Below are 26,766 nucleotides of genomic sequence, written 5' to 3' on the forward strand. Positions count from 1 at the left end.
ATACCACTAAATAACAATATTATTGAGTATGACTAAGAATATTATGTAAAGTAAATTCGATATAAAGAACTGGTAATAATACAATTACGTTGTTTTTTTTTGCATAATATTTTGATTTGCATAAACAAAGTTATGTAAAGCTTTACATAATGCTGTTAATCGTCCTGTGATTTCCATAATTTTAAATTTTAAGGATATGGCTGCACTTGATTCGGCAAAGCTTGATGAACTTATCAAAAAAGATCCAAATTATTTAGGCCAGTCATTTCAGATTGATTCCACTGAAGACAGTAGTGCTGTTACTCAGAGAAAAGAGCGACATGGTTTAAATAAATCTGTTTATCGCGATCCAAATGAAGAAAAAGTTCATCAAAAATTGGAAGCATTGCAAAAAGTAATCAATACACCAGTAGCAGTTCCAGAGCAAAACAGAGATTATACTAAAATTGTAAAATCAAATGAAACGGCAATGCATTCCAATGATGTGGACAGGCTGGAACAAATGATGCAATCCATGAGTGATGGGCAGGAAAGTCAGGATCCTGAACTGCAGCAACTCGGAGGAATGCTGGAGAGTATTTTGGATATCCAACATCCGGGCAGAGTACAAGAAAAATTAAAAAAAGCTTCCGAGGCTCAGCGTGGACAAGTATTTACTATTTCAACCAAGGAGCATGAAGATCCTGTTTCTTCTTTACAAAACAAAACATTGAACAGTTCTGAGTACAAACAGAATGGTTTTTACTCTTTAGATGAATTTCAAAATGATGATTTAATGCAGAATACTATAGAAGCCATTATTCATGAAACTCAGACTATTGTAAATGGCTCCACAGTTAAGTTCCGACTCATGAACGACATCTTTATAAACGGTATTAAAATCCCAAAAGACAATTTTTTGTTTGGAGTTGCTTCCTTAAAAGGAGAACGATTAACTATTAACATTACTAGTATCAGATACAACAGCTCCCTATTGCCAGTGGACTTGTCTGTTTATGATATTGATGGACTTGTTGGTATATATATTCCGGGAGCCATTAATCGTGATGTTGCCAAAGCCTCGGCTGATCGCTCTATGCAAACTTTAGGAGTTGCATCTCTTGACGATTCCTGGGGAGCTCAGGCTGCGGGAGCAGGAATTGAAGCGGCTAAAAGTCTGCTAAGCAAAAAAGTAAAACTGGTTAAAGTAGTTGTAAAAGCAGGTTGTAAGGTACTACTGCATGATGAAAAACAGAAACAAAAAGATTCCAATTAAAAACTAAAAATGATAGAGATGAAAAATTTTAAACTATTGATGATGGGGCATTTATTATTTATGACCATCGGTGTATTGGCACAGCAAACAAGTAAAAACCGTTTATTCCAAACAGAATCAGACTCCTTAATGATAGCCTATTCAAAAACGACCAATATTGTATTTCCTTTTGCCATAAAAAGTGTCGACAAGGGAAGTACCGATATATTGGTACAAAAAGCAAAAGGTCTTGAAAATATCCTTCAGGTTAAGGCAGCCCAAAGGGGATTTTTTCAGACCAATCTTACGGTGGTGACTGCAGATGGAAAATTCTACTCTTTCGTGCTGGACTATAATGAAGAGTTTCCACAGCTGAATCTTACCCTTAATAAAACTAAGCCGGATGGACAGGAAATTTATTTTTCAGATAAAATTATTAATGATCAGGATATTGAGGAATATTCAAAGTTAGCGCTATACGACAAAAAAAAGCTGCGAGGTCAAAAGGAAAGTAGATACGATATTGATTTTAGGCTCAATGGAATTTTTATTCGTGATGAAGTAATGTATTACAGGATAAAGATAACCAACAATTCTAAAATCAATTATGAGATAGACCAGCTTCGTTTTTTTATTCGAGATACAAAAAAAATAAAACGCACTGCTACACAGGAAATAGAAATTGCGCCAATTTATATCCTGAATAATGTTGATAAAATTGAAGCCGAAGCAGAAAACATATTTGTATTTGCGCTGCCAAAATTTACAATTCCGGAAAAAAAATATTTAGCCATTCAGCTAATGGAGAAAAATGGCGGCAGACATTTAGAAGAACATGTCAAGAATACAAAACTGGTACAGGTGACTGTACTTCCCAAACTATAAACTATTTAATAATTAAAAATTGAAATCATGAGCGAGAAAAATTTTGAATACTTAAGAGATCAGATTAAGTATACCGGTTTCGGTGAAGCACTGGAATCTCAATTAAAAGAAAAAATGCAGAAGGAAGAGCCTAATTTTACTTTGACGCATAATGCGCAATACGGTAATGATACCGCTACAGCGACGTTAAATTTTAAAAAATCCGATCAAAGCGACATTTACTTTTTTAATTCTTATAAAGTCGAATTGCAAAAAGAAAATTCCAAAGAAAATTTGGAGCAAACCTTTTATATCAATAAAGGCAGCAACATCACCATGAAAGAGGCTTACAATCTTATGGAAGGCAGATCAGTAAATAAAGATCTTACTAATAAGGAAGGAGAAATTTACAATTCTTGGGTTCAAATCGATTTTAAGCAATCCGAAACTAATGGAAACTTTAAACTAAACCATTACCATCAAAATTACGGTTATGATTTAGAAGCAGCACTCTCCAAACATCCAATTAAAGAACTGGAAACCCCAAAATACAAAGAAGACTTGATAAATTCTTTGAAAAAGGGAAACCTGCAATCGGCTACTTTCCAAAAAGAAGGTAATGAAATCAAGCAGTATATTGAAGCCAGCCCACAATTCAAGACAATTAATGTATATGACAGCAATTTGCAGCGCATTGATAATCGTAAGTCTAAAGAAGAAAAGCAATCCGAAAGCCAGCAAACTTCCGAAAAACAAGGCAGTAAAAAGCAAAGCCAAACTGCCGATGATGATGGCCCTGAAGTGCCAAAGGAAGCTAAGAAAAAAAGGAAAAGCCAATCCATGTAGTCATTAATCATGAATGAACAACTTCCCATAAACAGAGTAGAGATGGAATTAAACCAGTGGCGCTCCAGGGAAGAGCGTTTTAGTAAACTGTTTAATTTCAGTCTTTCGGGCAATAGATCGCTGATGAAAGAAAAGCTTCATCATTACGAGCGGATTGTAACAAAGTATAAGGGCAGTAAAAATATAGAAGAACGTTTCGCTTTGGAGATGCTCAAGCAGGAAAAGAACAAGTTATTAAAACAACTTTATCCTAATTTATTAGTACGGCTCATTCGCAAACTGATTATTGCACCACTCATAGACCAAATTGCGGTTCGGAAAGATGCAAAAGAAGAAGAAAAAAACAACCAAGCGCTGTACGATCAAGTGCAGCGTATTGGTTTTAGAGATTTGTCAAATCAAATTGATCAGCAAATCAAACAAGGTCATGAGCAATTTACTATCCCGGTTTCCTATTACGTCAACGAAAAAGAACGACTGGATCATGAGTTGTCTTTTGTTAAAGACCAAAGCGGACAGTATCAATTTGAAGGTTATAAAGCTAGTCTGTCTAATGAGTTAAAACTTGAAGAAAATAGAAGTCAATATTTCAAATTACAGGAAGGGAATTCTGTTGACACAACACAGGCTTATAATTTGTTGGCAGGAAGAGCGGTTCAAAAGGAAAAAACTTGGATACAATTGAATCTTAACGACAAAGATGCTAGCGGTAATTATCTTATCAAAGAATTTCATTCCGGGTATGGTTACGATCTTGAAAAAGCCATACAGCAACTTCCTTTAAAGGAATTATCAAATAAAACTCAAGCCGATAAATTAAAGGATGATTTAAAACAAGGAAATCGGCTGCCTGTAACCTTAGTTAAAAACGGAAATGAACATCGGTTTTATATTGAAGTTAATCCTCAGTTTAAATCGGTAAATATTTATGATGAGCATTCGAGAAAAATAACGCTCTCAACGGCATTGGGTAATAAAACAATGGAAACTGTAAAACAGCAACAAAAGACAAATGAGAGTCAACAGGTGAACCATACGAAAAGGAATAGTATGCGTATAAGCTGATAAATTAAAATATAATGAAAACACTAAAACCTTTATCGGATTTCTTTAAGGCAATAGAAAAAGATTATCGTATTAGCGTCACGCATATCGGTATATATGCTGCATTGCTTCAATTTAGGACGGAAAAGGGTTTTGTAAACCCTATGAAGTCTATAGGTCTGAAATCATGACAATCGCGAAGATCACGGGGCCTGTAACCTACCATAAATGCATTCGTGAGCTAAATGAGTATGGCTACATTAGTTACCTGCCTAAACGGAATAGAAATCAAAGGAGTACTATTTATTTCCCCATATGAGTAATTGAATCAATTTAATTTAATTAATAAAGCCCGCTTAAGGGCTTTTGCTATCAAAAGTAAGGAGGTGTATGATGGATAATGAAAATGAGAAATTGAAAGGGCGGGATGTAGATGAAATAATTTTTGAAACTTTTGAAGTTCTTGAACAGGAACGAGAACAAAAGTTAGTAAATTTAATCATTGAAATAATTGTTTCATCTACTTTAAAGGAATATTATGAAAAGGGCAATTAGATATTTACGATTTAGTCAGTTAGGACAAAGTAACGGTTCAATAGAACGTCAGGAAATGTATACCGATCAGTGGTTACAATTTAATAAAGTAGAACTGGTGGATTCCTTTATTGATAGAGGGAAAAGCGCTAAAACTTTTGACCGTCCTGATTTTATAAAATTACAAGCTTTTATTGTGAAGTATTATAAAAATGTAGATTATCTTTTAGTAGATCAACTAGACAGGTTTAGTCGTGATGCAGGAGAAGCAATGAATATGGTAAAAATGCTTCAGAAAAGATATAGTATTCAAGTGGTCAGTGTAACTGAAGGGATTACATTTGACTACGATACACCTGGTAGTTTTTTTAGGGCTGGTTTACAACTATTATTGGCTGAGGAAGATAATATTAATAGAAGCATAAAAATAAGAGGAGGGCTTTATACAGCTAGAGCGAAGGAAGGTAGATATATAGCAACGAGTGCTCCATTTGGATATATTAAAGAGGGTGAAAGAAAAGATCGCAGATTGATAATTAATGAGTCAGAGGCTAAAATTGTAAAATTTATTTATGATTCTTATTTACTGGACGTTCCATTATATCTTATCAAAAAAAATGCGAATGAACTTGGATTTAAAAAGAAAGGTAATACAGCTATTGAAAGAGTCCTCAGTAATCCTGTTTACGCTGGTATGTTAAATGTTCAAGCGTATAAAGAATATCCTGGTGGTCTTTTTCCTGCAATTCATGAAGCTATTATTGATATGAGTACATGGCAAATGGTGCAAAGCAAAATGAAAAAGCCAGAAAAAACAAGGACAATAATTGATGAAAATATTCCACTACGTGGATTATTAAAATGTCATTGTGGTGTTCCATTAACAGGAGCACCATCTCGTGGAAAATCTGGGAAATATTTTTATTACTATAAATGTAATTCTTCTAAACACAATAATATAAGTGCAATAAAGGCTCACAATCAATTTCAGAATGTATGCGAGTTAATGAGTTTGCCCGAAAAGAGGATTCTTGAAATAAAAGATGGTTGCAATAATTCTATTGAAGTAGAAATGAACGCTAATAAACAAAGAGTTCAAGAAAAAAAACTTGAATTAGAAAGTGTACAGGAAAAAATGTTCTCAGTTGAAGAAAAGTGGATTAAAAATGAAATTGCAAAAGAAACTTATGATAGATGGTATGCAACTTACAATGGTACTATACAAAATTTGAAACAGACCATAGAAAGACTTAATACAGATCAAAGTAAGGTATTTTTAATTTTGGAGAATAATTTAAATTTACTTACGGATATGCATTATGTGTACAATAAATCAAATACTTTGCAGAAAAGAGATTTTATAAATATGGTGTTCGATAGCAATTTGTACTATCAAGAAGGCATTTATCGAACACCTACAATGAGAAGTGTTTTTACTCATAACACCGCATTAATGAAGGAAAAAGGATACTTGATTTATGAAAAAAAACGGGATGATTTAGATATCATCCCGTTCAGTGGAGTCGCCGAGAATCGAACTCGGGTCCAAACAAGCAATTAAAGAGCTTTCTACACGTTTATTTCCTGATTAGATTTTCGTTGTTGAGCTAGGTCAGGAACAACCACTCAACACTTATCTTCTTAATTTCGATATCCACCCGAAGCTCATGGAAATCTAGGTTTATTTTTACGGTTCTCCTGGACTGACCGCCACAAACCAAGGCTTTCAAGGAGAATCCAGCTTCCCTATCTGATAGGGACGTGGCTAATCTTACTATAATTCAGATTATGCAGCTAAAGCGTAGTTATTTTCGCCGTGTAAAATTGTAAGATCTTATATTTACGAGCAAGGTCTCAATGCTCGACGTGCTTACTTTCCAATTCGACTTGCTGTCAAAACCAGTCGACCCCCAAAATGAGTTTGCAAATTTATACTATTTGAACTTATGTTTGTAATAAATTTTTCAGAAAAATAATATTATTCTTCATCCTTGAATTTAAAAGGATAATCACCAAAAATTGGTGCCAGTTTACGAACCGCATACGTTTTTGTCGTCATTTTATTTGACAAAGCAATAATGGTAACATTTTCTTTTTGCAACGGAATATAAGATGAGGTATTACCGTGCCACCAACCGTTATGAAAATAATAATTCTGACCAGAATCCCAATTGATCATTCTAATACCAAGACCGTAATTTTTTGTACCTTTTCTTTCGTTGCTATATCCGGTATAAACTTGTTTTAATAATTCAGGTTTCAAAAAGCCTGGTGCATTTCTGGCTCTGTCAAACTTCAAAAGATCTCTTACAGTTGAAAATACGTTTTTATCACCGTAAACATTATCCAGATAATCAAAACCAATCTCTACGCCATTGCCTTTGTATGAAGGAACAATCTTTTTTCTGTCCTTATCATCATCAAAAACATAAGTATGCGTCATTCCAAGTGGCTTGAAAATCATTTCAGACATTGCTTCTTTATATTTTAGACCAGTAACTTTTTCAATAATCAGCGCAAGCATAGCATAATTTGTATTGCAATAACTAAAACGCGTTCCTGTTTTTGCCTCCAGCCCCACATTTTTAGTAGCCAGAATTTCTAAAATATCATTATTGGTTAGTTGGTTATGTCTGTCCCAAACTGATTTATCGTGATCCGTAAAATAAGCATAATTGCGCATTCCGCTTCTGTGTGATAATAGCATTCTGATAGTGCAATCTTCGTATGGAAATGTTTTTAAGATTGTATTTACCTTTTGATCTAAATCAATTTTGCCGGCATTGACTAATTTTAAAACAGCTGTTGCTGTTAAAACTTTGCTGACCGAAGCAATTTGAACAGGAGTTTCTGCCGTAATTTTAGTTCCTTCGTTTTTATTCGCAAAACCATTATATCGTTCAAAAATAATCTGACCGTTTTTTGCCACTAAAAAACTTCCGTTCATAGTATTGTTCGGCCAGTTTTTAACATAAAAGTGATTTATTCTTCCTGTTACTGAATTTATATAAACTTGCGAAATTTTGGCTTCGGGACCTAATGGTTTCATTTTAGGCAAAGTATCTTCAACTTCAGCAATAGTATTTGGTTGTATTTTTTTGTCATTTCCACAAGAGCTTAAAACTAGTATTGAGAAAAGTATTTGTGGTATATTTGTTTTTTTAAGGAGGCTCATTTCATCATTCTTTAAAAACAAATATATAGAATTCAATGTTTATGTTTCGGCTTTTTTTAATAATTCTAAAGCTTGGTTTAACAAAATTTTAAGAGCTAAATTAATTAGTTGATTGTTTGTCAGCTTTTAACGGTTTTTAAGTATTCTAAATTGTATTTTAACAACAAAACTTTAACTAAATTTGTTATATTTGAAACAAATAAAGTTCAAAAAGTTATATTAATAATTATTTTAATCTGATTTAAATGAAATTTGGAATTATAAAAGAAAGGAAAAATCCACCGGACAGACGTGTTGTATTTTCACCTAATGAACTTGCAAAACTAAAACAAACTTATCAGGACGCTATCGTTGAGGTAGAAAGTTCAGATATTAGAATTTTTTCTGATGTTCAATATAAAAGTCTTGGAATTACCGTGACCGATGATATTTCTAACTCGGATGTTTTATTTGGGGTAAAGGAAGTTCCCGTAGAAAATTTGATTCCCAATAAAGCGTATTTCTTTTTTTCGCATACAATTAAAAAGCAGCCTTATAATCAGAAATTGTTAAAAGCAATTCTGGAGAAAAATATCGATTTATACGATCATGAAACTATTGTTGATGATCAGAATCGTCGTTTAATTGGATTTGGAAAATATGCCGGAATGGTTGGTGTTTATAACGGAATTCGTGCCTTTGGAATAAAATTCGAATTATTTAAATTGCCAAAAGCAGAAACTCTTGAAGGCAAAGATGCGCTAATCATGCATTTGAAACGAATTAATTTACCGGCATTAAAATTTGTACTTACCGGAACCGGAAAAGTGGGGAGCGGAGCAAAAGAAATTCTGGACGCAATAAAAATAAAGGAAATTACGGTTGAGAATTATTTGACCAAAAACTATTCACAGCCAGTTTATGTTCAATTAGATGTTTTAGAATACAATAAACGAATAGATGGGGAAGTTTTAGATTTTAAAGATTTTACAGAACATCCTGAAGCATATGTTTCTGATTTTGAAAAGTTCACTAAAGTATCTGATATTTATTTTGCAGGACATTTTTACGGAACAGGAGCGCCAATGATTTTGTCCAGAGAAATGTTGAATGCGAGTGATTGCAAATTAAAAGTGGTTGCAGATATTTCATGCGATGTAAAAGGGCCAATTGCCTGTACTTTACGTTCTTCGACAATTGAGGAACCTATTTATGGTTATTTTCCTTTAGAAGATAGAGAAGTTGAGTTTTTTCACCCTGCAGCAGTTGTGGTGATGGCAGTTGATAACTTGCCATGTGAAATCCCAAAAGATGCCAGTGAAGGTTTTGGTGAACAGTTTATGGAATACGTAATTCCAGCTTTCTTTAATAATGATAAAGACGGAATTCTACAACGAGCAAAAATAACCGAAAACGGGAAACTAACAGAAAGATTTAGCTATTTACAAGATTATGTAGACGGGAAATAATTTTTTAATTGCAAATTATTAATTTATAGTTTGTAATTGATAGTGTTATGTCATTTCGAAGGATGAGAAATCACATTTGCTGAATCAACACAGTTTTTTTTCGAATGACAATATTATTAAAAAAGGGTTTTATAAAAGTTTGAACTTTTATAAAACCCTTTTTTAGATCAAACATGAATTAATAATTTACCATTAACAATTCACCATTAATTTAAACCATTTCCTCAGGTTTAACCCAGGCGTCAAAATCTTCCGGCGTTACGTAACCTAAGCGAACAGCTTCATCTTTTAGCGTAGTTCCGTTTTTGTGAGCGGTTTGCGTAATTTCGGCTGCTTTGTAATATCCTATTTTTGTGTTTAAAGCAGTAACTAACATTAATGAGTTATCTACTAATTCTTTGATACGTTTGTAATTTGGTTCGATTCCCTGTGCGCAATGTTCGTCGAATGAGATACAAGCGTCGCCTAATAATCGTGCCGATTGTAGAAAATTTGCTGCCATAACAGGTTTAAAAACATTCAATTCATAATGTCCCTGCATTCCGCCAATGGCAATTGCCATATCGTTTCCTATAACTTGTGCGCAAACCATAGTAAGTGCTTCACATTGTGTTGGGTTTACTTTTCCGGGCATTATTGATGATCCAGGTTCATTTTCAGGAATATGAATTTCTCCAATTCCGGAACGTGGTCCTGAAGCTAACATTCTGATATCATTCGCTATTTTGTTTAAGGAAACAGCCAATTGCTTCAAAGCTCCGTGTGTTTCAACAATGGCGTCGTGTGCGGCAAGAGCTTCAAATTTATTCTCGGCAGTTATAAACGGAAGGTTGGTGAATTTTGCAATGTATTCAGCTACTTTTACATCGTATCCTTTTGGGGTGTTTAATCCGGTTCCAACTGCGGTTCCTCCTAATGCGATTTCAGACAAATGCGCTAAAGTATTTTTAAGTGCTTTTAATCCAAAAGATAATTGAGCGGCATAACCTGAAATTTCTTGCCCTAATGTCAATGGCGTTGCATCCATAAGGTGTGTACGTCCTATTTTTACAACTTCCTTAAATTCCGCAGCTTTCGCTGATAATGTTGCATGTAATTTTTCAACTCCCGGTATAGTGGTTTCAATTATCACTTTATAAGCTGCAATGTGCATTGCCGTTGGAAAGGTATCGTTTGAAGATTGTGATTTATTGACATCATCATTGGCTTTGATAAACGGCTCGCCTTCGCCAATATTGAAACCTTTTAAAACTTGCGCACGATTGGCAACAACTTCGTTTACGTTCATATTGCTTTGGGTTCCTGAACCTGTTTGCCAAATCACTAATGGAAATTCGTCTTTTAATTTTCCGGCAAGAATTTCGTCGCAAACGGCTGCAATTGCATCTCTTTTTTCGGCAGGTAAAACACCTAAATCAGCATTCGCATATGCGGCAGCTTTTTTAAGATAAGCAAAACCTTCAATGATTTCTTCCGGCATGGATGCCGATGGTCCAATTTTGAAATTATTTCTTGATCGTTCTGTTTGAGCTCCCCAATATTTATCGGCTGGGACTTGTACTTCGCCCATCGTGTCTTTTTCTATTCTGTATTTCATGTTATAGTATCTAAAAAGTTATATGTATTTGTAAAATGTTTGTAATAAAATGGAACGCGGATGAAACGGATTTACTTCATAAAAACGCTGATTAAAACGGGTTTTTTAATTTAATGATTAAAATTTGTTTTGAAAACGAAATCCCTAGCCCTGTCCCGATAGCTATCGGGAGTAGTGAAAATCCTTTTGTATTTTTTCTTTAAAATAGAAAAGATTGTAACGAATAGCGGGAAATAGCTCCTTAAAAAGCTCATGTTATTGTGATTTAGTTAGTTGAATAATAATCGAAAAAATCCCTTATTTAAAATGAGTTTAAATATACGGATAATTGTGATTTTATGAAAATTGATTTGGATTTTATTGCTAACGAAAAATATATAACATACATTTGTGCTTACATTCAAAAATTCCGGAAAACATGTTTGAATTTTCACAGTACTTAGGTTTTTTACTTTTCTTGACCATACTAACTATAGGGTTTTGGTTGATGTTTTTCTTAGTTGGTTTCGTATCTTATTGGGTAACGGGAGCAAGCTGGGAAATGATCAAAGAGAAAAGAGCAAAGAAAAGACAAGAACAATCAATTAAATATTAAATTGATTTCATAAAAAAAGGACCCGTTTTACGAGTCCTTTTTTTTATGCAAAAAAAATAATAAATCCAAATAAAAAATAATAAATCCCAATAAAAAAAATCCAAATTCCAATTCGAAGACTTAATAATTAAGTTTTACAAATTGGAATTTGGAATTTTTTTTATTAAATTTTTAATTTATCTTATCCGGGGAATTCTCCTCCGCCTTCACCGCCATTTTCATTTTTAGGTGCTGCGTTTTTATCTCTATCGCTTTTCGCTTTGTTAAAACGATATGTAAACGATAAATTGAACTGACGTTTACGGAATTGCATTTCACCATATGAGGTTTGGTTTTCAAGATAAGTATATGATTTCATAATTCTTGAGTTGAAAACATCACTAATATTAAAAGCAATTGTTGCTTTGTCTTTTAAAACATCTTTACTTAAAGCGGTATTCATACCAAACTGACCAAAGTTTTTACCTTGAGCTGTTTTTTGCTCTCCGTTATACATTCCGGTTAATTGCCAGTCGATTTTGTATGGTAAAGTTATTTTTGAGTTAATTCTGGCAAACCATGAATTTGCCTGATTGTCAAGATTTTGAACTACAAGTTCACCATTAGCATCTGTATAGCTGTTTTCTCCAGTAGTTTTTACGTTGTAAAGATTGAAGTTACTATTTAATTTCCACCATTTTAACGGAGTGTAATTTAAGGTAAATTCAAAACCAAATTTTTGTTCTTTTCCTAAGTTAATTGGTCGGCTTAAAATAACCGGAATTCCATTTACTTCATCGCCTGTAGGAGATCTTACAAAGCTGAAGACATCCTTAGTATCTTCAAAATAAGCTGAGGTATTAAAAGTTACTTTGTCCCAACGTTTAATGAAACCAATATCATATTTGTCTGTCAAAGATGGATCCAAATCCGGATTTCCCTGAAAAATATTAATGTTACTGGAGTAATTTACCGCCGGATTCATGAAACGCCCTCTTGGTCTTGATAAACGTTTACTATAACTTGCAGTAAAGTTACTTTGATCTGAAATTTCATAACTAATAAAAGCACTTGGAAATAAGTTGTTATACTTTTTAGTATTGAAATCGTTCGTATCTAATAGGTTTACCTGAATATTTGTGTCTTCCCAACGTAAACCAAATAAATATGAAAATTTATTTACTTTAAAACCATATGAAGTATAAAGAGCATTAATATTTTCTTTGTACTCAAGTGTATTTGATAAATTAGGAAGTGCGGCGCCTTCACTGTCAAGTACATAATATTCATTGTTCAAATCACCAAAACTACCTTTATATCCAGCTTCAAACTGGCTTCCTTTTCCTAATGGTAAAACATAATCAGCTTGCAATTGAACTTGTTTTTGAACCTGATTGTTTAACGTATTGTTGAAATCGTCAGTTCCTGTAATTAAACTATTACTGTCATCTGTATTTCTTGCAATCGATAAATCGGCAGTAAGTTTGTGTCCTTTATCGTTGAAGTTTTTGATTAAATTGGATGTATATTCTACGTTTTCGCTTCCTGTATCTCCGTTGTTTAAACGATAAGATGTTCCGGTAAAATTACGAGCTGCATCATAATTATTATAATTGATTAAGTCTCTGTCTTCTCCCGTATTTTTTTGGTAATTAATAGCATTTGTCCAAAAAGTATTTGGTGCAACTGTCCATTCAAAACCTGCTCTTCCGTTAAATCCTTCCCTTGTTCTTTTGGTATCGCGATCTTCATCAAGAAAGTTTTTAGTTGTTCCGTCCGGATTAAAATATTCAGAGTTGGTTAAACCTGCACCTTCATTAGTTCTGTAATTATATCCCGCAGTAGTGAAATAATTAAATTTTTCGGTTTTATAATTCAAATTCGCACTTAATCCATACGTTTCAGGAAGACCTGTTGAGGCAATAAAAGTTCCGTTTAAACCTTGATTTTTTCCTTTTTTAAGAATGATATTGATAATTCCTGATCCACCTTCTGCATCATAACGTGCAGATGGATTGGTGATAACTTCTACTTTTTCAATTGCATCCGCCGGAAGCTGACGTAAAGCTTCGGCAACGTTTATAGCATTTGAAGGTCTTCCGTCAATTAAAATACGGATATTATCACTTCCTCTCAAACTTACATTTCCTTCAGTATCAACAGAAACGGATGGAACGTTGTCAAGAACGTCACTAACAGTTCCACCTTTTACCATCATATCCTGACCAACATTATATACTTTTTTGTCCAGTTTTATTTCTACTGTCGATTTTTCGGCACGAATTACAACTTCATTTAATTGAGCAGCATCTTCGGATAAATTTACGACGCCTAAATTAGTGTCGCCCTGAATATTTCTTCCTTTAACTTCACTTGGTTTAAACGAAATAAATTCAACCTTGATATCGTAATTTCCGGGAGCAATAGCTATTTCAAATTCACCTTTTGGATTGGTGATTCCGCCTGCAATGACTTTAGTATCATTTGGCGCTGTAATCGAAATTGTAGCGTACTCAAGCGGTTGTTTGCTTATTTTTTCTAAAACTTTTCCGGTAACTTTTACCTTGTTTCCGGCTGGTGGACCTTGTTGTGCATAGTTGTAAAAACTTGTAAGAAAGAATACAAGTAATACAGCAAATTTGATTTGTTTCATTTTTATTTTTGGTTTCATTTACTCTTTAGACGGCAAATGTAGCTTTTGGTTTAAAGAGCAAAATCACAAAAATATGTTAATTTGGTTCTTTATAATCAGTCTAAAAAAGAGGCAACAAGTTCTAAATCTCTTCCTATAATTGCTTTTCCGTCCTTAATAACTATTGGGCGTTCTATTAAAATTGGATTATCTATCATAGCCTGAATGACTTGATCATTTGTAAGTTCTCTTTCTTTGTAATTTTCAATCCATATTTTTTCTTTAATTCGAACTAACTGAATTGGTTGAAGGTTTAATTTTTCAAGAAGTTCTTTTAATTCCTTAAAAGTTGGGGTTTCTGTCAAATAGGGAATAATCTCATATTCTTCATTTTTTTGCTCAATAAAAGCCAAGCAATTTCTCGATTTTCCGCAACGTGGATTATGGTAAATTTGTATCATTTTAGTAAATTTAGTATGTTGTAAGATAATTAAACTAAAATTTCGGTATTTTAGCAATACCAAAAATAAGATTTACTTATCAAATCGAATTCTCATTTTTAAATTATTATAAATATGTTTTTAGAACAAGGAATTAAACCTCACAATAAATTCTGGTTGTATCTTATAGGATCAGTTTTAATTATTATCGCGTCATTTATTGGACAAATTCCTTTTTCAGTTGCGGTTTTGTATAAAACTTTAAATAATAAAAAAGGTTTTTCATTTGATAATGCTTCAGTAATGAAAATATTTGAGCCGAATCTTACTTTGTTTTTGGTTATTATTTCTTTCGCTTTTGCACTTGCCGGAGTTTATTATGTGGTGAAATATTTGCATCATCAAACATTTTTATCGGTTACAACATCCAGAAGTAAAGTCGATTGGAAACGTATTGGCTTTTCATTTGTTTTATGGTCTTTCTTTTCAATCGTAAGTTTTACAGCATTATATTTTAAGTCTCCCGAAAATTTTATTTGGAATTTTAAATTGATTCCGTTCTTGATTTTAGTTGCTGTTGGATCCATATTAATTCCAATACAAACCAGTACCGAAGAATATGTTTTTAGAGGTTATTTGATGCAGGGATTTGCAAATCTTGCTCAAAACAGATGGTTTCCGTTACTGATGACGTCGTTAATATTTGGCTCCATGCACGTTTTTAATCCCGAAGTTGCAAAAATGGGTTATGTTATCATGTTTTATTATATAGGGACAGGATTGTTTCTGGGCGTTATTACACTTATGGATGAAGGAATCGAGTTGGCTTTAGGTTTTCATGCTGCCAATAATTTGGTCGGAGCATTATTAGTTACATCAGATTGGTCCGTTTTTCAGACACATTCTCTTTTTAAAGATATGTCAGAACCATCTGCAGGTTTAGATGTAATACTTCCAGTTGTTGTAATTTATCCTATTTTGCTTTTTATTTTTAGTAAAAAGTACAATTGGAACAACTGGAAAGAAAAATTAACAGGTAAAATAAATGTTGTAGAAATTTCAAATCAATAATATCATGTCACAATTAACACATAAAAATGTTCATAATTATTTTAAAATAGATGGTTTTCATTTAAGCGAAGAAGAGTTGCGCCATGTTGCTTATGATTATATAAAAGAGGGTGATGGCGATGAGCAGGCAATAGGTGAATTTTTACTGGATTGGTTCGATGATAAGGAGTATATCGAAATGAAAACTTCAGGTACAACCGGACTTCCTAAGTTGGTGAAATTAGAAAAACAAGCGATGATTCAGTCTGCTTTAGCAACGGGAGATTTTTTTGAATTAGAACCTGGCGATAAAGCCTTACTTTGTTTACCGGTAAAATTTATCGCCGGAAAAATGATGTTGGTTCGTGCTATCATTTTAGGACTGGAATTAGATATTGTCGAACCAAGTACGCAGCCGTTAGCGTTAAACAGTAAAATGTATGATTTTGTTGCAATGGTGCCTTTGCAGGTTCAAAATTCAATTGATGCTTTAGTAAATGTTAAAAAACTAATAGTTGGCGGAGCTAAAATGGATGCTTCACTTGAAGATAAGGTTTTACCACTTAAAACTGAAGTTTACGAGACTTACGGCATGACTGAAACTATTACTCATATCGCAGCTCGAAAAGTAGGGGAGAACGTTTTTACTGTTTTACCAAATGTCAAAATTGTTCAGGATGACCGTGGTTGTCTGGTAATTACAGTTCCAACTATTTCTGAAGATCCTATTGTTACAAATGATTTAGTTGAGGTTGTAAGAGAAAATCAATTTATTTTTCTGGGAAGAATTGACAATGTAGTTAATAGCGGAGGTGTTAAACTTATTCCGGAGCAGATAGAATCAAAACTGATTGGTAAAATCCATAACAGGTTTTTTGTCACGGGCGTTCCGGATAGTTCTTTAGGCGAAAAATTGATTCTGGTTATTGAAGGAGAAAAACAGGAATTTGCCCAGGACTTTTTTGATGTTCTCGATAAATTTGAAAAACCAAAAGAAATTGTTTTTGTTCCAAAGTTTAAAGAAAATGCGAATGGTAAGCTATTACGTAAACCAAGTTTAGTGTAACTGTATTAAAAGTAAGAAAAATTTGCTATATTTATCAGGTATTAACTTTAAAAACTGATAGTTATGAAATTTATTCTAGATCTGCCAAAGGTTCAGCAATTAAGTAAAAGCGAACTAAAACAAATTAAAGGAGGCGACTATATTTATTATTTAAATGGATATCAAATACGATGTGCTAAGCCACTTACTCAGGTTCCTACTTGCGAAAATGTACCTTCTTATTGTTTGATTTCTGCAGATATGTGTCCGTCTTAGTAAAACTAAAACAAAAAAGCCTTTAAAAATTAATTTAAAGGCTTTTTTGTTTTTATGAGATTTACTTACTCTGAAACTACAGTATTTTTTCTTTCCAGCAACGCCATATAAAATCCGTCGAAACCAGATTCAGAAGCTAATATTTTACGATCTTTAACGAAAGTAAATTGCTTCCCGATTTCAGTTTTTAAGAATTTTTCTACTTGTTCCTGATTTTCTGATGGTAATACGGAACAAGTTGCGTAAACTAATTTTCCGCCCGGTTTTACAATTTTAGAATAGCTTTCTAAAACTTCTGCCTGAACTTTACGGATATTATCAATAAACTCAGGTTTCAATTTCCATTTTGCATCAGGATTTCTTTTTAAAACTCCTAAACCACTACAAGGTGCGTCAATTAATACACGATCTGCTTTTTCGTGTAATTTTTTAATCACTTTTGTTGTGTCAATAATTCTATATTCAATATTAAAAGCGCCATTTCTTTTCGCTCTCAATTTTAATTGTTTTAGTTTGCTTTCGTACAAATCCATTGCAATCAATTGTCCTTTATTTTCCATTAAAGAAGCAATGTGCAGTGTTTTTCCTCCGGCTCCGGCGCACGTATCAACAATACGCATTCCTGGTTTTACATCCAAGAAACCGGCAACTAATTGTGAGTTAGCATCCTGAACTTCAAAAAGGCCTTGTTTAAAAGCGTCTGTCAAAAATACATTTGCTCTTTCTTTTAAAACTAAAGCTTCCGGTTGATCTTTTAAATATTCTGTTTCAATATTTAAATCCATCAAAGTATTTCTCAGGTTTTCTTTAGTTCCTTTAAGAGTATTCGTTCTTAAAATAACTTTAGCAGGTTGGTTTTGAGCAGCAATTTCTGTTGCCCAGACTTTTTCACCTAATTCTTTCACACCCAATTCATCCATCCAGTCCGGAATAGATTCTTTTAATGCTCTAACTTTAGAAAGTTCGTCAAAACGTCCTTTGATTTTTCTTTCAGGAGTTCCTTCTAATTGTTTCCAATCCGGAATTGGATATCCTCTTAAAACTGCCCAAACAGCAAACATTCTCCATAAATTCTCTCTGTCAAAAGGTTCTTTTACTTCGGCAATTTCTGCGTATAATCGTTTCCAACGAACAATTTCGTATATCGTTTCAGCAACAAACTTCCTGTCAGAACTTCCCCAACGTTTGTCTTTTTTTAATGCTCTTGCTACCACTTTGTCTGCATATTCTCCTTCATTGAAAATTGCATTTAAAGAATCGATGGTAGTATAAACTAAATTTCTGTGTAATCTCATTTTAAATATTTGAGTTGCAAAGGTACTATTAATTGATTGAAAGTTAAATTTTTAATTCTGATTGTTATTTTAACTTCTTTTATAAGAAAAAAAACACTCTGATAAAGTTTTAAAAGAGTGTTTTTTGAATGTATTTGTAAATGGATTTATTTTATAATTCTGGTCAATCCAATGTTTTCCGGAGCGTGAAGTACCATTGGAAATTTCTCTATTTTAACTGAACTGCTATCTAAACCAAATGCTCTTTCTTCAGACAAACTCAGTTTCTTGATAAAGAAATAAGAGTTCATGATGATATTTTCGTGCCATCTTAAGTCGTTATCATTAGATAAAAACTTCTCAGACAATACAAATTTAAAGTCTCCAATAATATTATTTTTGTTCAATGATTCATAACGGCTGGTAATATCTACTTCGCCACGTTTCACCATGTCACGAATTACTTCTCTGAACATTAAATTAATTTTTGTAGGTTCTCTAAATCCTAAATTAAAATCGATTCTGTAAATGTCATCTTTAGCAATTTCAGTAACCTTATATTGAGTTTTATAAGGTTCAGTAAGTATGTTTACGTGAACGAACCAGTAAATATCGGCTCTTTTTGGACGTTTTTGTAAAATTGAATAAATTACTTTTTCCTCTAATTCATCTACACGATTAGCATTTGTCATATAAACTAAATGCGTTGCGTATTTAGGGATTGATAAATCTTCACTCAACTCCATTAATACTTTTTTATAATCGTCAATTTTGATGATTTTAGTATAGCTTTTATTGATTCTTTTAGCAAGATACCAGATTGTCATAATCGAAATCAGCATCATTGCAATGATTAATGTTACATATCCGCCTTCGGCAAATTTTGTAATGTTGGCAATTAAAAAGCTAAATTCTATCAGAAGATAAATTGTAATAAGCGGTACCATCAAATACAATTTTACTCTTTTCATTATTAAATAATAATTAAGTAAAATAGTGGTCATAATCATACATAAAATGATGGCAAGACCGTAGGCATGCTCCATATTTCCTGATTTCTCGAAGTGTAAAACGATTCCAACACAACCAAAAAACAATAACCAGTTAATGGACGGAATGTATAATTGTCCTTTAACTTCAGTAGGATATTTGATTTTTACTTTAGGCCAGAAGTTCAATCTCATTGCTTCGTTTATCAAGGTAAACGAACCGCTGATAAGTGCCTGAGATGCGATAACAGCAGCTAGGGTAGCAACAACGATCCCGAATGGTAAAAACCAGTGTGGCATGATGAGGTAAAAAGGATTTCCGTTTTCTCCGCCTAATTGTTGCAATGTACTACCTTCATGATGAATTAAATAGGCTGCCTGACCAAAGTAGTTTAATACCAAAGTAGTTTTTACAAAGATCCAGCTGATTCTGATATTTTTTCTTCCGCAGTGTCCCATGTCTGAGTACAAAGCTTCGGCACCGGTTGTACATAAAAATACAAACCCAAGGACAAAGAAACCATCAGGATGAATGGATAATAAGTGGTAAGCATAATAAGGATTTACCGCTTTTATTACTTCCGGATGACTTATAATTTGGATTGTTCCCAATGTTCCTAACATGGCAAACCAAATTAACATCATTGGAGCAAAGAATTTTCCAACGAGCTTGGTTCCAAATTGTTGTATGGTAAACAGGATAAATAAAATCCCGATAACAATATATACTATTGTCTGGGTTTTCATTGTAGGATAAAACGCTCTAATTCCTTCAACGGCAGATGATATTGAGATGGGCGGCGTAATAATTCCATCGGCAAGCAAGGCACTACCACCAATTATGGCGGGCACAATGAGCCATTGAATTTTAGTCTTTTTGACCAGTGCATAAAGTGCAAAAATACCCCCTTCGCCATGATTATCAGCGCTTAAGGTGATAAGAACATACTTTATTGTGGTTTGTAATGTCAATGTCCAGAAGACACATGAAATTCCACCTAAAACAATATCAGAATTAATGGCGTAATCACCAAGTATGGCTTTCATTACATACAATGGAGATGTACCAATATCTCCATAAATAATTCCTAATGTGATCAATAAACCCCCTATAGACAACTTACTGTGTAAGTTTTTATGCGATGCGCTCATGTATGTTTTTATAAAAGACGGTTGCAAATTTACTGTTTTAAAACAAATTAGAATCAATTATAAGAAAAAAGATAAAAAAAAGCACAATCGTCAAATTGTGCTTTAGTTTTTTATTTAGAAATGCGAATTTAATATTAACCTCTTCTTCCGCCGGCGCTTCTTGAACCAGAACTACTTTCTCTTTGTGGCTGGCTGCTTCTTGACTCCTGACTTACTCTTGGAGCTTCAGAACGTTGTGTGTTTTGAGTGCTTTGTTGTCTTGCAGAGTTTCCTCTGTTTTCTGAACTTCCTCTGTTTTCTGAATAACTTCTAGGTGTTTCTGTTCTTTGAGTTGGAGCAGGTCTATTAGTATTCACACTGTTTTGAGAATTTACTCTTGGAGTATTTGTGTTGCTTTGGCTATAATCTCTTCTGTTTTCTGTTCTTGGAGTATTTTCAACTCTTGCAGAATTATTAGAATTATTTACAGTTGCTGCAGGAGTTCTGTTTGTAGTTGTCCCACGATTTGTATTATAATTTCTGTCTGTACCAGAAGTTCTGTTTTCAGCATAATTTCTATTTGGAGTTCTGTTATCATTAGAAACTCTTGAAGAAGTCGTTCTGTTAGTATTATAAGTATTTTGATTTCTTCCTGATGATTCTCTGCTTGCAATACGTCTTTGATCTAAATCATATCTGTTTGTTACATTAGAATGTCTTTGAGCAAAACTGTAGTCAGGACGTCTTGTTTCGTAACCATACGTACGTCTTGATGCATATAAAACCGGAGCTCTGTAACTTCTTCTTGTATTTACATAATTATAATGATTGTTTACGTTGATACAAACATTTATGTTGCTTCTGTATCTGTAAATTGGATAAGGTCTCCAGGCAGCATAATAGGTTGGATACACATTCCACGTCCAGCTAGAATAGTAAGGTCTGTAATTCGTAACCCAAAACGAAGTATAAATTACTGGCGCAACGCTATAAACCGGCTCATAGATATAGTTGTCTCCATATAAATAGGTGTTACCTACAACCTGAACGCTAACTTTATTATAATTATCTCTTTCTACATCAATTGTAGCAATATCCTGATAAACATCACGATCTAAAACCGACTGAATAATTACAACGTGAGTTCTGTCTTCTACAGACTCAATTACACGTAAATAATCAACCTGATCATCTCCATTTAAATCAAGATTAGATATTTGATATTTTGGATCATTCAAACGTCTTTCAAAATCCTGAAGATTTGCCGATTCACCAAAAATAGAAGCTACTGCTCTTAAATCTAGGTTATCGCTTATATCTGAATTTTTTGCATAAACAGTAGTCTGGCTTTGCACTGCACAAGAACCTAAACCTATTGCTAACATGGCTATTAAAAGTATTTTCGTTTTCATTTTTAAATCATATTAAGATTAATATTCTGGGATATCCAATTACTGTGCCAGAAAAAAACACCTAACTTATTTTATATTTTGTAAATAATTGTATTTTAGCACCCATTAAACAATTATTTATATGAAAAAAGTACTTTTATTTTGTTGCGCATTTGTTTTATTTATGTCTTTCAAGACCCTGCATCACAGTGATAAAGTAGCGTTAAATGGTTACTTTTCCAGTATTCAGGTTGATACTTTATTTAAGGATAAAATTAGTATTCGTGCGATATCAATAGACAAAAATAAAATTTGGTACGGTGGAGATAATTCTCGTTTTGGTTACTATGATTTAGATAAAAATGAGAAGTATGAAGAGCATATTTATCGTGATACTTTAAAGTTAGAATTTAGAAGCATTGCTCAGACTCCAAATGATGTTTTTTTACTAAGTGTAGGAAATCCTGCGTTACTTTATCAGGTTTCTAAAAAAACAAAAAAAATAAAATTAGTTTATAAAGAAGTTAATGACAAAGTTTTTTATGACAGTATGCAGTTCTGGAATGATAAAGAGGGAATTGCTGTTGGTGATCCTACAGAAGATACTTTTTCTGTAATTATTACTCGTGATGGAGGAGAAACATGGACAAAACTATTATCTGATAAATTGCCTACAAATGCTGCGGGCGAAGCTGCTTTTTCTGCAAGTAATACCAATATTGTAATAAAAGGAAATGATACATGGCTTGTTTCGGGAGGAAAAAAAGCAAGAACATTTTATTCTCCGGACAAAGGAAAAACATGGAAAGTTGTTGATACACCTATAACTCAGGGAAAAGAAATGGCAGGAATTTTTACTGCTGATTTTTATGATTCAAAATTAGGCTTTATTACAGGTGGTGATTATGATTTTCCGGACAAAAATAAAGATAACAAAGCATTTACTAAAGACGGAGGAAAAACATGGGAGCTGATTGGACAAAATGAAGGTTTTGGATATGCTTCATGTGTGCAGTACGTTCCGGGAAGTAACGGTATGCAATTGGTTTGCGTTGGATCTGGAGGATTGCAATATTCAACTGATAATGGAGCTTCATGGGTTCAGTTATCAAATGATACCAAGCTTTTTACAATTCGATTTTTAAATAAAAATACTGCAATTGCAGCAGGTTATAATAAACTGGTTAGAATCAATTTTAAATAAAAATAACAAGAACCCTAAATAATAAAGTAAGTATTATTATATAGGGTTCCTGTCGCTGTTGTTACGGTAAAATAAATCTTAATCTTTTGCAGCTTTATCTCGGTATTGCTGCAATAATTTACGATTAAAATCGTCTTCTGATTTTTTAAGTTTCAATATTTTTTTTGCTGACAATACCTTTTTTAAATTAGTATTGTATTTATCACGTAAGAGATATAATTCTTTGTCTGTGCTTTCCATCTGGGATAAAAGTGTTAAGGCATCTTTTTCAGACATTGAATTGATGTTGTCATCATCTAATTTACGCATATACGTTTTCATTTTTTGATGTCTTAATTCAAATTGTTTGTCGTCGTACGCATTATAAATAGGCCAAAACTTTTCTGCTTCTGTAGAAGTCAGTTCAAGTTCTGTTGTTAAAAAAGAAACTTTATAAGCTTTGATTTTTTCACGTTTCTCATCTGTTTTTCCGCTTTGAGCGTAAAATGAAAAACTAATCAGAAATAGCATTATTGCAAATATATTTTTGATTTTCATCTTTAAGTTGTTTTATTCGGAAATTAAATGCTCAATATTAGGGTTTGTTGCCAGAATATCCTCAAGAGTTTCATCTTCAATTGCAACATTTTTACTCAGTTTTTTAATGTCTTTCGCGTCTAGATTTTGAATTAGATCGTATTGATTTAAATTAGACTGATAGGCTAAATATGTTTCTAAAGTATCTTCATCAAGTTCTTTCGAGGTATTATTGTAATTGTTTACTATAGGTATCATCATTGCAATTACAACTACTGCAGCTGCAAGTAATGAAAGTACCTTTTTGCGTTTGTAAATCGGAATTACTTTTACTTCTTTTTCTTCGCTTATCTGTTGTAAAACTTTTGCCGAAAAATCATCAAAATAATTTTCCGGAGTTTTAAATCCAGTGGCTATTTTCGGTTCGTTTTCTAATTTAAATGCTTTCATAATGTTTATAAGATATGTTTTATAACAAAAGGTTTAATTTGATGTAACATATATTTCAATTTTTTTTACTGCATGATGATAAGATGCCTTTAAAGCACCAACCGAAGTTCCCAGAATTTCGGCAATTTCTTCGTATTTTAATTCCTGAAAATATTTCATTTTAAAAACCAATTGTTGTTTTTCCGGCAATGTTACAATGGCTTTTTGAAGTTTTATCTGAATTTCGTCACCGTCAAAATAAACATCGGCTTTTAAATTGTCGATGGTTTTATTTTGCAACGCTTCAGATGATAAACCGCTTAGTTTCGCTTTTTGATTCAAAAAAGTCAATGCTTCGTTAGTTGCAATTCGATACATCCAGGAAAAAAGCTTACTTTCTCCCTTGAAATTTTTTAGATATTGAAAAACTTTTACAAAAGTATTCTGCAAAACATCATCGGTATCATCATGATTCAAAACAATGTTGCGAATATGAGAATACAATGGTTTTTGGTAATCAGATACGAGTTTTTGAAACGCTGTGTTTTGCGTTTTAGGATTTAATAATTGAGCTATAAATTCCTTCTCGTCGGTCAAATTTTTCGATTTACTTTATTAGAATGAATTTTAAACAAAAGGTTTAATGCCAATTATTTTAGAATTCTGATTGTTCCTCTTCAGTAGTTGGTTTTGGTGTCGGTTTTGGCGCTTCTGCTGCTGGTTTTGGAGTAGTTGATGTCGCTGCAGGATTGTATGCAGGAAATTCTTTAACAACCGGAACCACTTTTGGTTTTATCGGATAATAAATCTCTGTTACCAATTTAGACGGACTTTTTACATCTAATTTGCTTACAGCTAAAATTTCAAGATGAGACCAGCTTAATTCAGGAGTAATTTTTTCTTTGTTGATAAAAGCTGTGGTTTTTGCCATTGCTTCGTTTAAATGCGTGTAATCACCTGTCAAGGTTGTTTTTACAGCTTCAAATCCGTTTAGTGTTCCGCCTAGAATATCACTTCCGGATGTTGTCATGATTTCTTTATTTGTAGGCAAACAAATAGAGATTTTTGCTAATCCTGTTGCGGTGTTGTAAGTATGATAAATTATAAAAGGTTTCCCGTTAGTCGATAAACCATTGTTTTGACTAAACTCAATAAGTTTAGGGATTACAATTCTGACGTTTTTATTGATTTTTGCAATTTCACTGGTAAACGTTTGTTTGATGTAAGCAGTTTCAGTTTTCTTTACAATTCCGTTTACTTTTACAGCAAAAGTTTTAGTTTCAAAATCTAAATTTTTATCAATATTAGCAAGGCTTTTTTCGTAAATAGTTCCAATAACTTTGTCAGAGCCTCCGTTTAGAGCCGCATAAACTTTGAACAAAAAGCTCATTGTTCCGCTTGATTTCCAGGTAACTTTTGTTTTTCCTGCGAGCGTATCTTTAAGCGTCCAGTTTACATCAGCTTCGGTACCGTCATATTTCATTTTTTGCTGAATACTTTCTCCTTCTATAGCTTTTAAGGTAATTGCATTTCCTTTTCCTTCGGTTCCATCCCAATAAAATGAAGCACCATTTCCTGTAGTTTTATTTGGGAAAGTCATTTTTATCGTAGGATCTTCAATAGCCCATGATTCAAAATCCTCATAATTTCTAAAATCATTTATATAATTATAAACAGTTGTTCTTGGTGAATTGATCACTTTGCTTCTTTCTACAGAAAAAATCCCTTTTTGGGTGGCGACAAAAACAGTTAGGGCAACTAAGCTTAATAATAGTAATAGAAATAAATATTTTAGAATCTTCATTGTAGTCGGTTATTTTGAGTCGTAAAGTTATAAATTTTATTAGTAGTCACGCTAATTGTGCTGCAATAAAAGTGAACTTTATGAAATTATATTGATCAAAAAAAGCTTTAAACATAACGTTTCCGAATAAGTTTAATTATAAATTTTTCAGAAATTATTTCTTCTAAATATAGTAATAAATATTTGAAATTATCTTTTAAAGTAAAATTTGATCACAAACAGAAGGGCAATAAAAATCAAAAATGCTATTAGTACTTTGTAGTTTCCTTTGTAAAATATTTTGTGTAATGCCAGATCTTTTCGATAGGCAAATATCATTACGATTACAAATGCAATAAAAAAACAGAGCGCGAATATTAATTGTCCTTGACTAAACATAGTAAAAATTATTTTTGACAAATTTAGAGAATTGTATATGAATAGTTGCTAATTTGGCATTTCATTTAAGCAAATAAAATCATGAGGAAACAACTTGATGCAGTTACTGAATTTCATACTGCTTTTAAAATAGGTCACAGTCAAACGCCAATTGCAGATTTAGGCGAAATTAAAAAAACGCTTCGCTATAATTTAATGAAAGAGGAGAATGAGGAATATCTTGAAGCAGTTCAAAACAATGATCTTGTTGAAATTGCTGATGCTCTTGGAGACATGATGTATATTTTATGCGGAACAATTATCGAACACGGTTTGCAGGATAAAATTGAGGCTGTTTTTGATGAAATTCAACGTAGTAATATGAGTAAATTAGGCGAAGACGGTCAGCCAATTTACAGAGAAGACGGGAAAGTATTAAAAGGTCCGAATTATTTTAAACCTGATTTTTCGAAACTTTTATAAAAAACTTGATGGAAAAATTTTGACAAGTAGAAATATGAAAAAATTTGACGCAAAGAACGCTAAGATTTTATATCAGCTGGATTTTGTAAAAACACAAAGTTCGCAAAGCTTTGTGTAATTTTTGTCATTTCGACGAAGGAGAAATCACACTCAGGATTCGACAAAGATTTGCGATTTTGATTGCGGAGTTTCTAGTGTGATTTCTCCTTCGTCGAAATGACAAGATTGTGTTTGACATTCCTGTTGTCTTCGTTAAGTTAGTTTGCATTATAGTTATAATATAAAATAAGAAACCCGACAGTTTTGGACTGCACCCAAAAGTTTAGACGAATTTATAATTAAATTTGATAATAATGAGCTCGATATTGTATCGGGCTCATTCCTTTTAGATTAAGTTTTATTCGATCATTATTATAATAGTCTATATAT

Annotated in this window: 26 protein-coding genes, 1 other RNA gene and 1 pseudogene; 14 read left to right on the forward strand and 14 right to left on the reverse strand. The window is 32.8% G+C overall.

Translation table 11 applies throughout. The features are described 5' to 3' along the window. Window positions 1-196: 196 nt before the first annotated feature. From traM to KHA90_RS23485, 7 genes and pseudogenes are all read left to right on the forward strand, one after another. Window positions 197-1,255 carry a conjugative transposon protein TraM gene (traM, locus tag KHA90_RS23460; protein WP_244860565.1) on the forward strand — a complete coding sequence of 353 codons (1,059 nt, stop codon included), beginning with the start codon at window positions 197-199 and terminating at the stop codon, window positions 1,253-1,255. A gap of 18 nt (window positions 1,256-1,273) precedes the next feature. Then, entirely contained in the window at window positions 1,274-2,119 is an 846-nt protein-coding gene (gene traN / locus KHA90_RS23465) for a conjugative transposon protein TraN (RefSeq protein ID WP_213307630.1), read from the forward strand. Between the two features lie 27 nt (window positions 2,120-2,146). After that, entirely contained in the window at window positions 2,147-2,944 is a 798-nt protein-coding gene (locus tag KHA90_RS23470; protein WP_213307632.1) for a hypothetical protein, read from the forward strand. 9 nt (window positions 2,945-2,953) lie between these two features. Continuing rightward, window positions 2,954-4,009, forward strand: coding sequence for a hypothetical protein (locus tag KHA90_RS23475; protein ID WP_213307634.1), 1,056 nt, complete (start codon window positions 2,954-2,956; stop codon window positions 4,007-4,009). Between the two features lie 14 nt (window positions 4,010-4,023). Further along, window positions 4,024-4,307: pseudogene (locus KHA90_RS25550) on the forward strand (hypothetical protein). A gap of 71 nt (window positions 4,308-4,378) precedes the next feature. Then, window positions 4,379-4,543: a hypothetical protein gene (locus tag KHA90_RS23480; protein WP_213307636.1), complete on the forward strand. Its 165-nt coding sequence runs from the start codon at window positions 4,379-4,381 to the stop codon at window positions 4,541-4,543. Beyond that, window positions 4,527-6,083, forward strand: a complete 1,557-nt coding sequence (locus KHA90_RS23485; RefSeq protein WP_213307638.1) for a recombinase family protein — start codon at window positions 4,527-4,529, stop codon at window positions 6,081-6,083. Before KHA90_RS23480 ends, KHA90_RS23485 begins: the two co-directional genes overlap by 17 nt. Here KHA90_RS23485 and ssrA read toward each other — a convergent pair. Both ssrA and KHA90_RS23495 read right to left on the reverse strand, forming a co-directional pair. Then, window positions 6,038-6,433: a transfer-messenger RNA gene (ssrA, locus tag KHA90_RS23490) on the reverse strand. The genes KHA90_RS23485 and ssrA overlap by 46 nt on opposite strands. Before the next feature lie 67 nt (window positions 6,434-6,500). Continuing rightward, the gene (locus tag KHA90_RS23495; protein ID WP_213307639.1) at window positions 6,501-7,697 is read right to left on the reverse strand and encodes a serine hydrolase domain-containing protein; all 1,197 of its coding nucleotides are present in this window, start codon (window positions 7,695-7,697) and stop codon (window positions 6,501-6,503) included. 245 nt (window positions 7,698-7,942) lie between these two features. Between KHA90_RS23495 and KHA90_RS23500 the strand changes: the two genes are divergently transcribed. Further along, window positions 7,943-9,145 (forward strand): NAD(P)-dependent oxidoreductase, encoded by a 1,203-nt coding sequence (locus KHA90_RS23500; RefSeq protein ID WP_213307641.1) that lies wholly within the window; start codon window positions 7,943-7,945, stop codon window positions 9,143-9,145. Between the two features lie 211 nt (window positions 9,146-9,356). Here the strand turns inward: KHA90_RS23500 and fumC are convergent, their stop codons facing one another. Continuing rightward, window positions 9,357-10,742 carry a class II fumarate hydratase gene (gene fumC / locus KHA90_RS23505; protein ID WP_213307644.1) on the reverse strand — a complete coding sequence of 462 codons (1,386 nt, stop codon included), beginning with the start codon at window positions 10,740-10,742 and terminating at the stop codon, window positions 9,357-9,359. Window positions 10,743-11,160: 418 nt separating this feature from the next. Between fumC and KHA90_RS23510 the strand changes: the two genes are divergently transcribed. Continuing rightward, window positions 11,161-11,337 (forward strand): hypothetical protein, encoded by a 177-nt coding sequence (locus KHA90_RS23510; protein ID WP_213307646.1) that lies wholly within the window; start codon window positions 11,161-11,163, stop codon window positions 11,335-11,337. A 181-nt stretch (window positions 11,338-11,518) separates the two neighbouring features. Here KHA90_RS23510 and KHA90_RS23515 read toward each other — a convergent pair whose 3' ends face one another. After that, complete coding sequence (locus KHA90_RS23515) at window positions 11,519-13,969, reverse strand: outer membrane beta-barrel family protein (protein WP_213307654.1); 2,451 nt, start codon at window positions 13,967-13,969, stop codon at window positions 11,519-11,521. Between the two features lie 95 nt (window positions 13,970-14,064). Then, window positions 14,065-14,409 carry an arsenate reductase (glutaredoxin) gene (gene arsC, locus KHA90_RS23520; protein ID WP_213307656.1) on the reverse strand — a complete coding sequence of 115 codons (345 nt, stop codon included), beginning with the start codon at window positions 14,407-14,409 and terminating at the stop codon, window positions 14,065-14,067. 114 nt (window positions 14,410-14,523) lie between these two features. On the opposite strand from arsC, the gene KHA90_RS23525 reads away from it, so the two are divergent. From KHA90_RS23525 to KHA90_RS23535, 3 genes are all read left to right on the forward strand, one after another. Next, entirely contained in the window at window positions 14,524-15,459 is a 936-nt protein-coding gene (locus KHA90_RS23525) for a CPBP family intramembrane glutamic endopeptidase (RefSeq protein WP_213307658.1), read from the forward strand. Between the two features lie 4 nt (window positions 15,460-15,463). Next, a complete protein-coding gene (locus KHA90_RS23530; protein ID WP_213307660.1) occupies window positions 15,464-16,504 on the forward strand; it encodes an AMP-binding protein in 1,041 nt (346 codons plus the stop codon). A gap of 63 nt (window positions 16,505-16,567) precedes the next feature. Further along, on the forward strand, window positions 16,568-16,759 hold the full coding sequence (locus KHA90_RS23535; RefSeq protein ID WP_213307661.1) for a hypothetical protein: 192 nt from the start codon (window positions 16,568-16,570) through the stop codon (window positions 16,757-16,759). Between the two features lie 65 nt (window positions 16,760-16,824). Here KHA90_RS23535 and KHA90_RS23540 read toward each other — a convergent pair whose 3' ends face one another. From KHA90_RS23540 to KHA90_RS23550, 3 genes are all read right to left on the reverse strand, one after another. Beyond that, window positions 16,825-18,054, reverse strand: coding sequence for an RsmB/NOP family class I SAM-dependent RNA methyltransferase (locus KHA90_RS23540; RefSeq protein WP_213307663.1), 1,230 nt, complete (start codon window positions 18,052-18,054; stop codon window positions 16,825-16,827). A 146-nt stretch (window positions 18,055-18,200) separates the two neighbouring features. Further along, on the reverse strand, window positions 18,201-20,174 hold the full coding sequence (locus tag KHA90_RS23545; RefSeq protein ID WP_213307672.1) for a KUP/HAK/KT family potassium transporter: 1,974 nt from the start codon (window positions 20,172-20,174) through the stop codon (window positions 18,201-18,203). A gap of 134 nt (window positions 20,175-20,308) precedes the next feature. After that, window positions 20,309-21,565, reverse strand: coding sequence for a DUF4887 domain-containing protein (locus tag KHA90_RS23550; RefSeq protein ID WP_213307674.1), 1,257 nt, complete (start codon window positions 21,563-21,565; stop codon window positions 20,309-20,311). 121 nt (window positions 21,566-21,686) lie between these two features. Here KHA90_RS23550 and KHA90_RS23555 point away from each other — a divergent pair, with 121 nt between their 5' ends. Then, the gene (locus KHA90_RS23555) at window positions 21,687-22,748 is read left to right on the forward strand and encodes a WD40/YVTN/BNR-like repeat-containing protein (RefSeq protein WP_213307676.1); all 1,062 of its coding nucleotides are present in this window, start codon (window positions 21,687-21,689) and stop codon (window positions 22,746-22,748) included. A gap of 78 nt (window positions 22,749-22,826) precedes the next feature. Here the strand turns inward: KHA90_RS23555 and KHA90_RS23560 are convergent, their stop codons facing one another. From KHA90_RS23560 to KHA90_RS25555, 5 genes are all read right to left on the reverse strand, one after another. Next, window positions 22,827-23,285 (reverse strand): sensor of ECF-type sigma factor, encoded by a 459-nt coding sequence (locus KHA90_RS23560; RefSeq protein WP_213307678.1) that lies wholly within the window; start codon window positions 23,283-23,285, stop codon window positions 22,827-22,829. Between the two features lie 12 nt (window positions 23,286-23,297). Next, window positions 23,298-23,714 carry a hypothetical protein gene (locus KHA90_RS23565; protein WP_213307680.1) on the reverse strand — a complete coding sequence of 139 codons (417 nt, stop codon included), beginning with the start codon at window positions 23,712-23,714 and terminating at the stop codon, window positions 23,298-23,300. A gap of 33 nt (window positions 23,715-23,747) precedes the next feature. Then, the gene (locus KHA90_RS23570) at window positions 23,748-24,290 is read right to left on the reverse strand and encodes an RNA polymerase sigma factor (RefSeq protein ID WP_213307682.1); all 543 of its coding nucleotides are present in this window, start codon (window positions 24,288-24,290) and stop codon (window positions 23,748-23,750) included. Window positions 24,291-24,348: 58 nt separating this feature from the next. Beyond that, a complete protein-coding gene (locus KHA90_RS23575; protein WP_213307684.1) occupies window positions 24,349-25,497 on the reverse strand; it encodes an SRPBCC family protein in 1,149 nt (382 codons plus the stop codon). Between the two features lie 189 nt (window positions 25,498-25,686). Further along, window positions 25,687-25,875 carry a hypothetical protein gene (locus KHA90_RS25555; protein WP_244860567.1) on the reverse strand — a complete coding sequence of 63 codons (189 nt, stop codon included), beginning with the start codon at window positions 25,873-25,875 and terminating at the stop codon, window positions 25,687-25,689. Window positions 25,876-25,956: 81 nt separating this feature from the next. Here KHA90_RS25555 and KHA90_RS23580 point away from each other — a divergent pair, with 81 nt between their 5' ends. After that, the gene (locus tag KHA90_RS23580; RefSeq protein ID WP_213307686.1) at window positions 25,957-26,337 is read left to right on the forward strand and encodes a pyrophosphohydrolase domain-containing protein; all 381 of its coding nucleotides are present in this window, start codon (window positions 25,957-25,959) and stop codon (window positions 26,335-26,337) included. Between the two features lie 338 nt (window positions 26,338-26,675). On the opposite strand, the gene KHA90_RS23585 is transcribed toward KHA90_RS23580, so the two are convergent. After that, window positions 26,676-26,766 (reverse strand): IS3 family transposase (locus KHA90_RS23585; RefSeq protein ID WP_210667439.1); only part of this gene is annotated, 91 nt, incomplete at its 5' end.

The sequence above is a fragment of the Flavobacterium psychroterrae genome (assembly GCF_018380615.1).
GTDB classification, from domain to species: domain Bacteria; phylum Bacteroidota; class Bacteroidia; order Flavobacteriales; family Flavobacteriaceae; genus Flavobacterium; species Flavobacterium psychroterrae.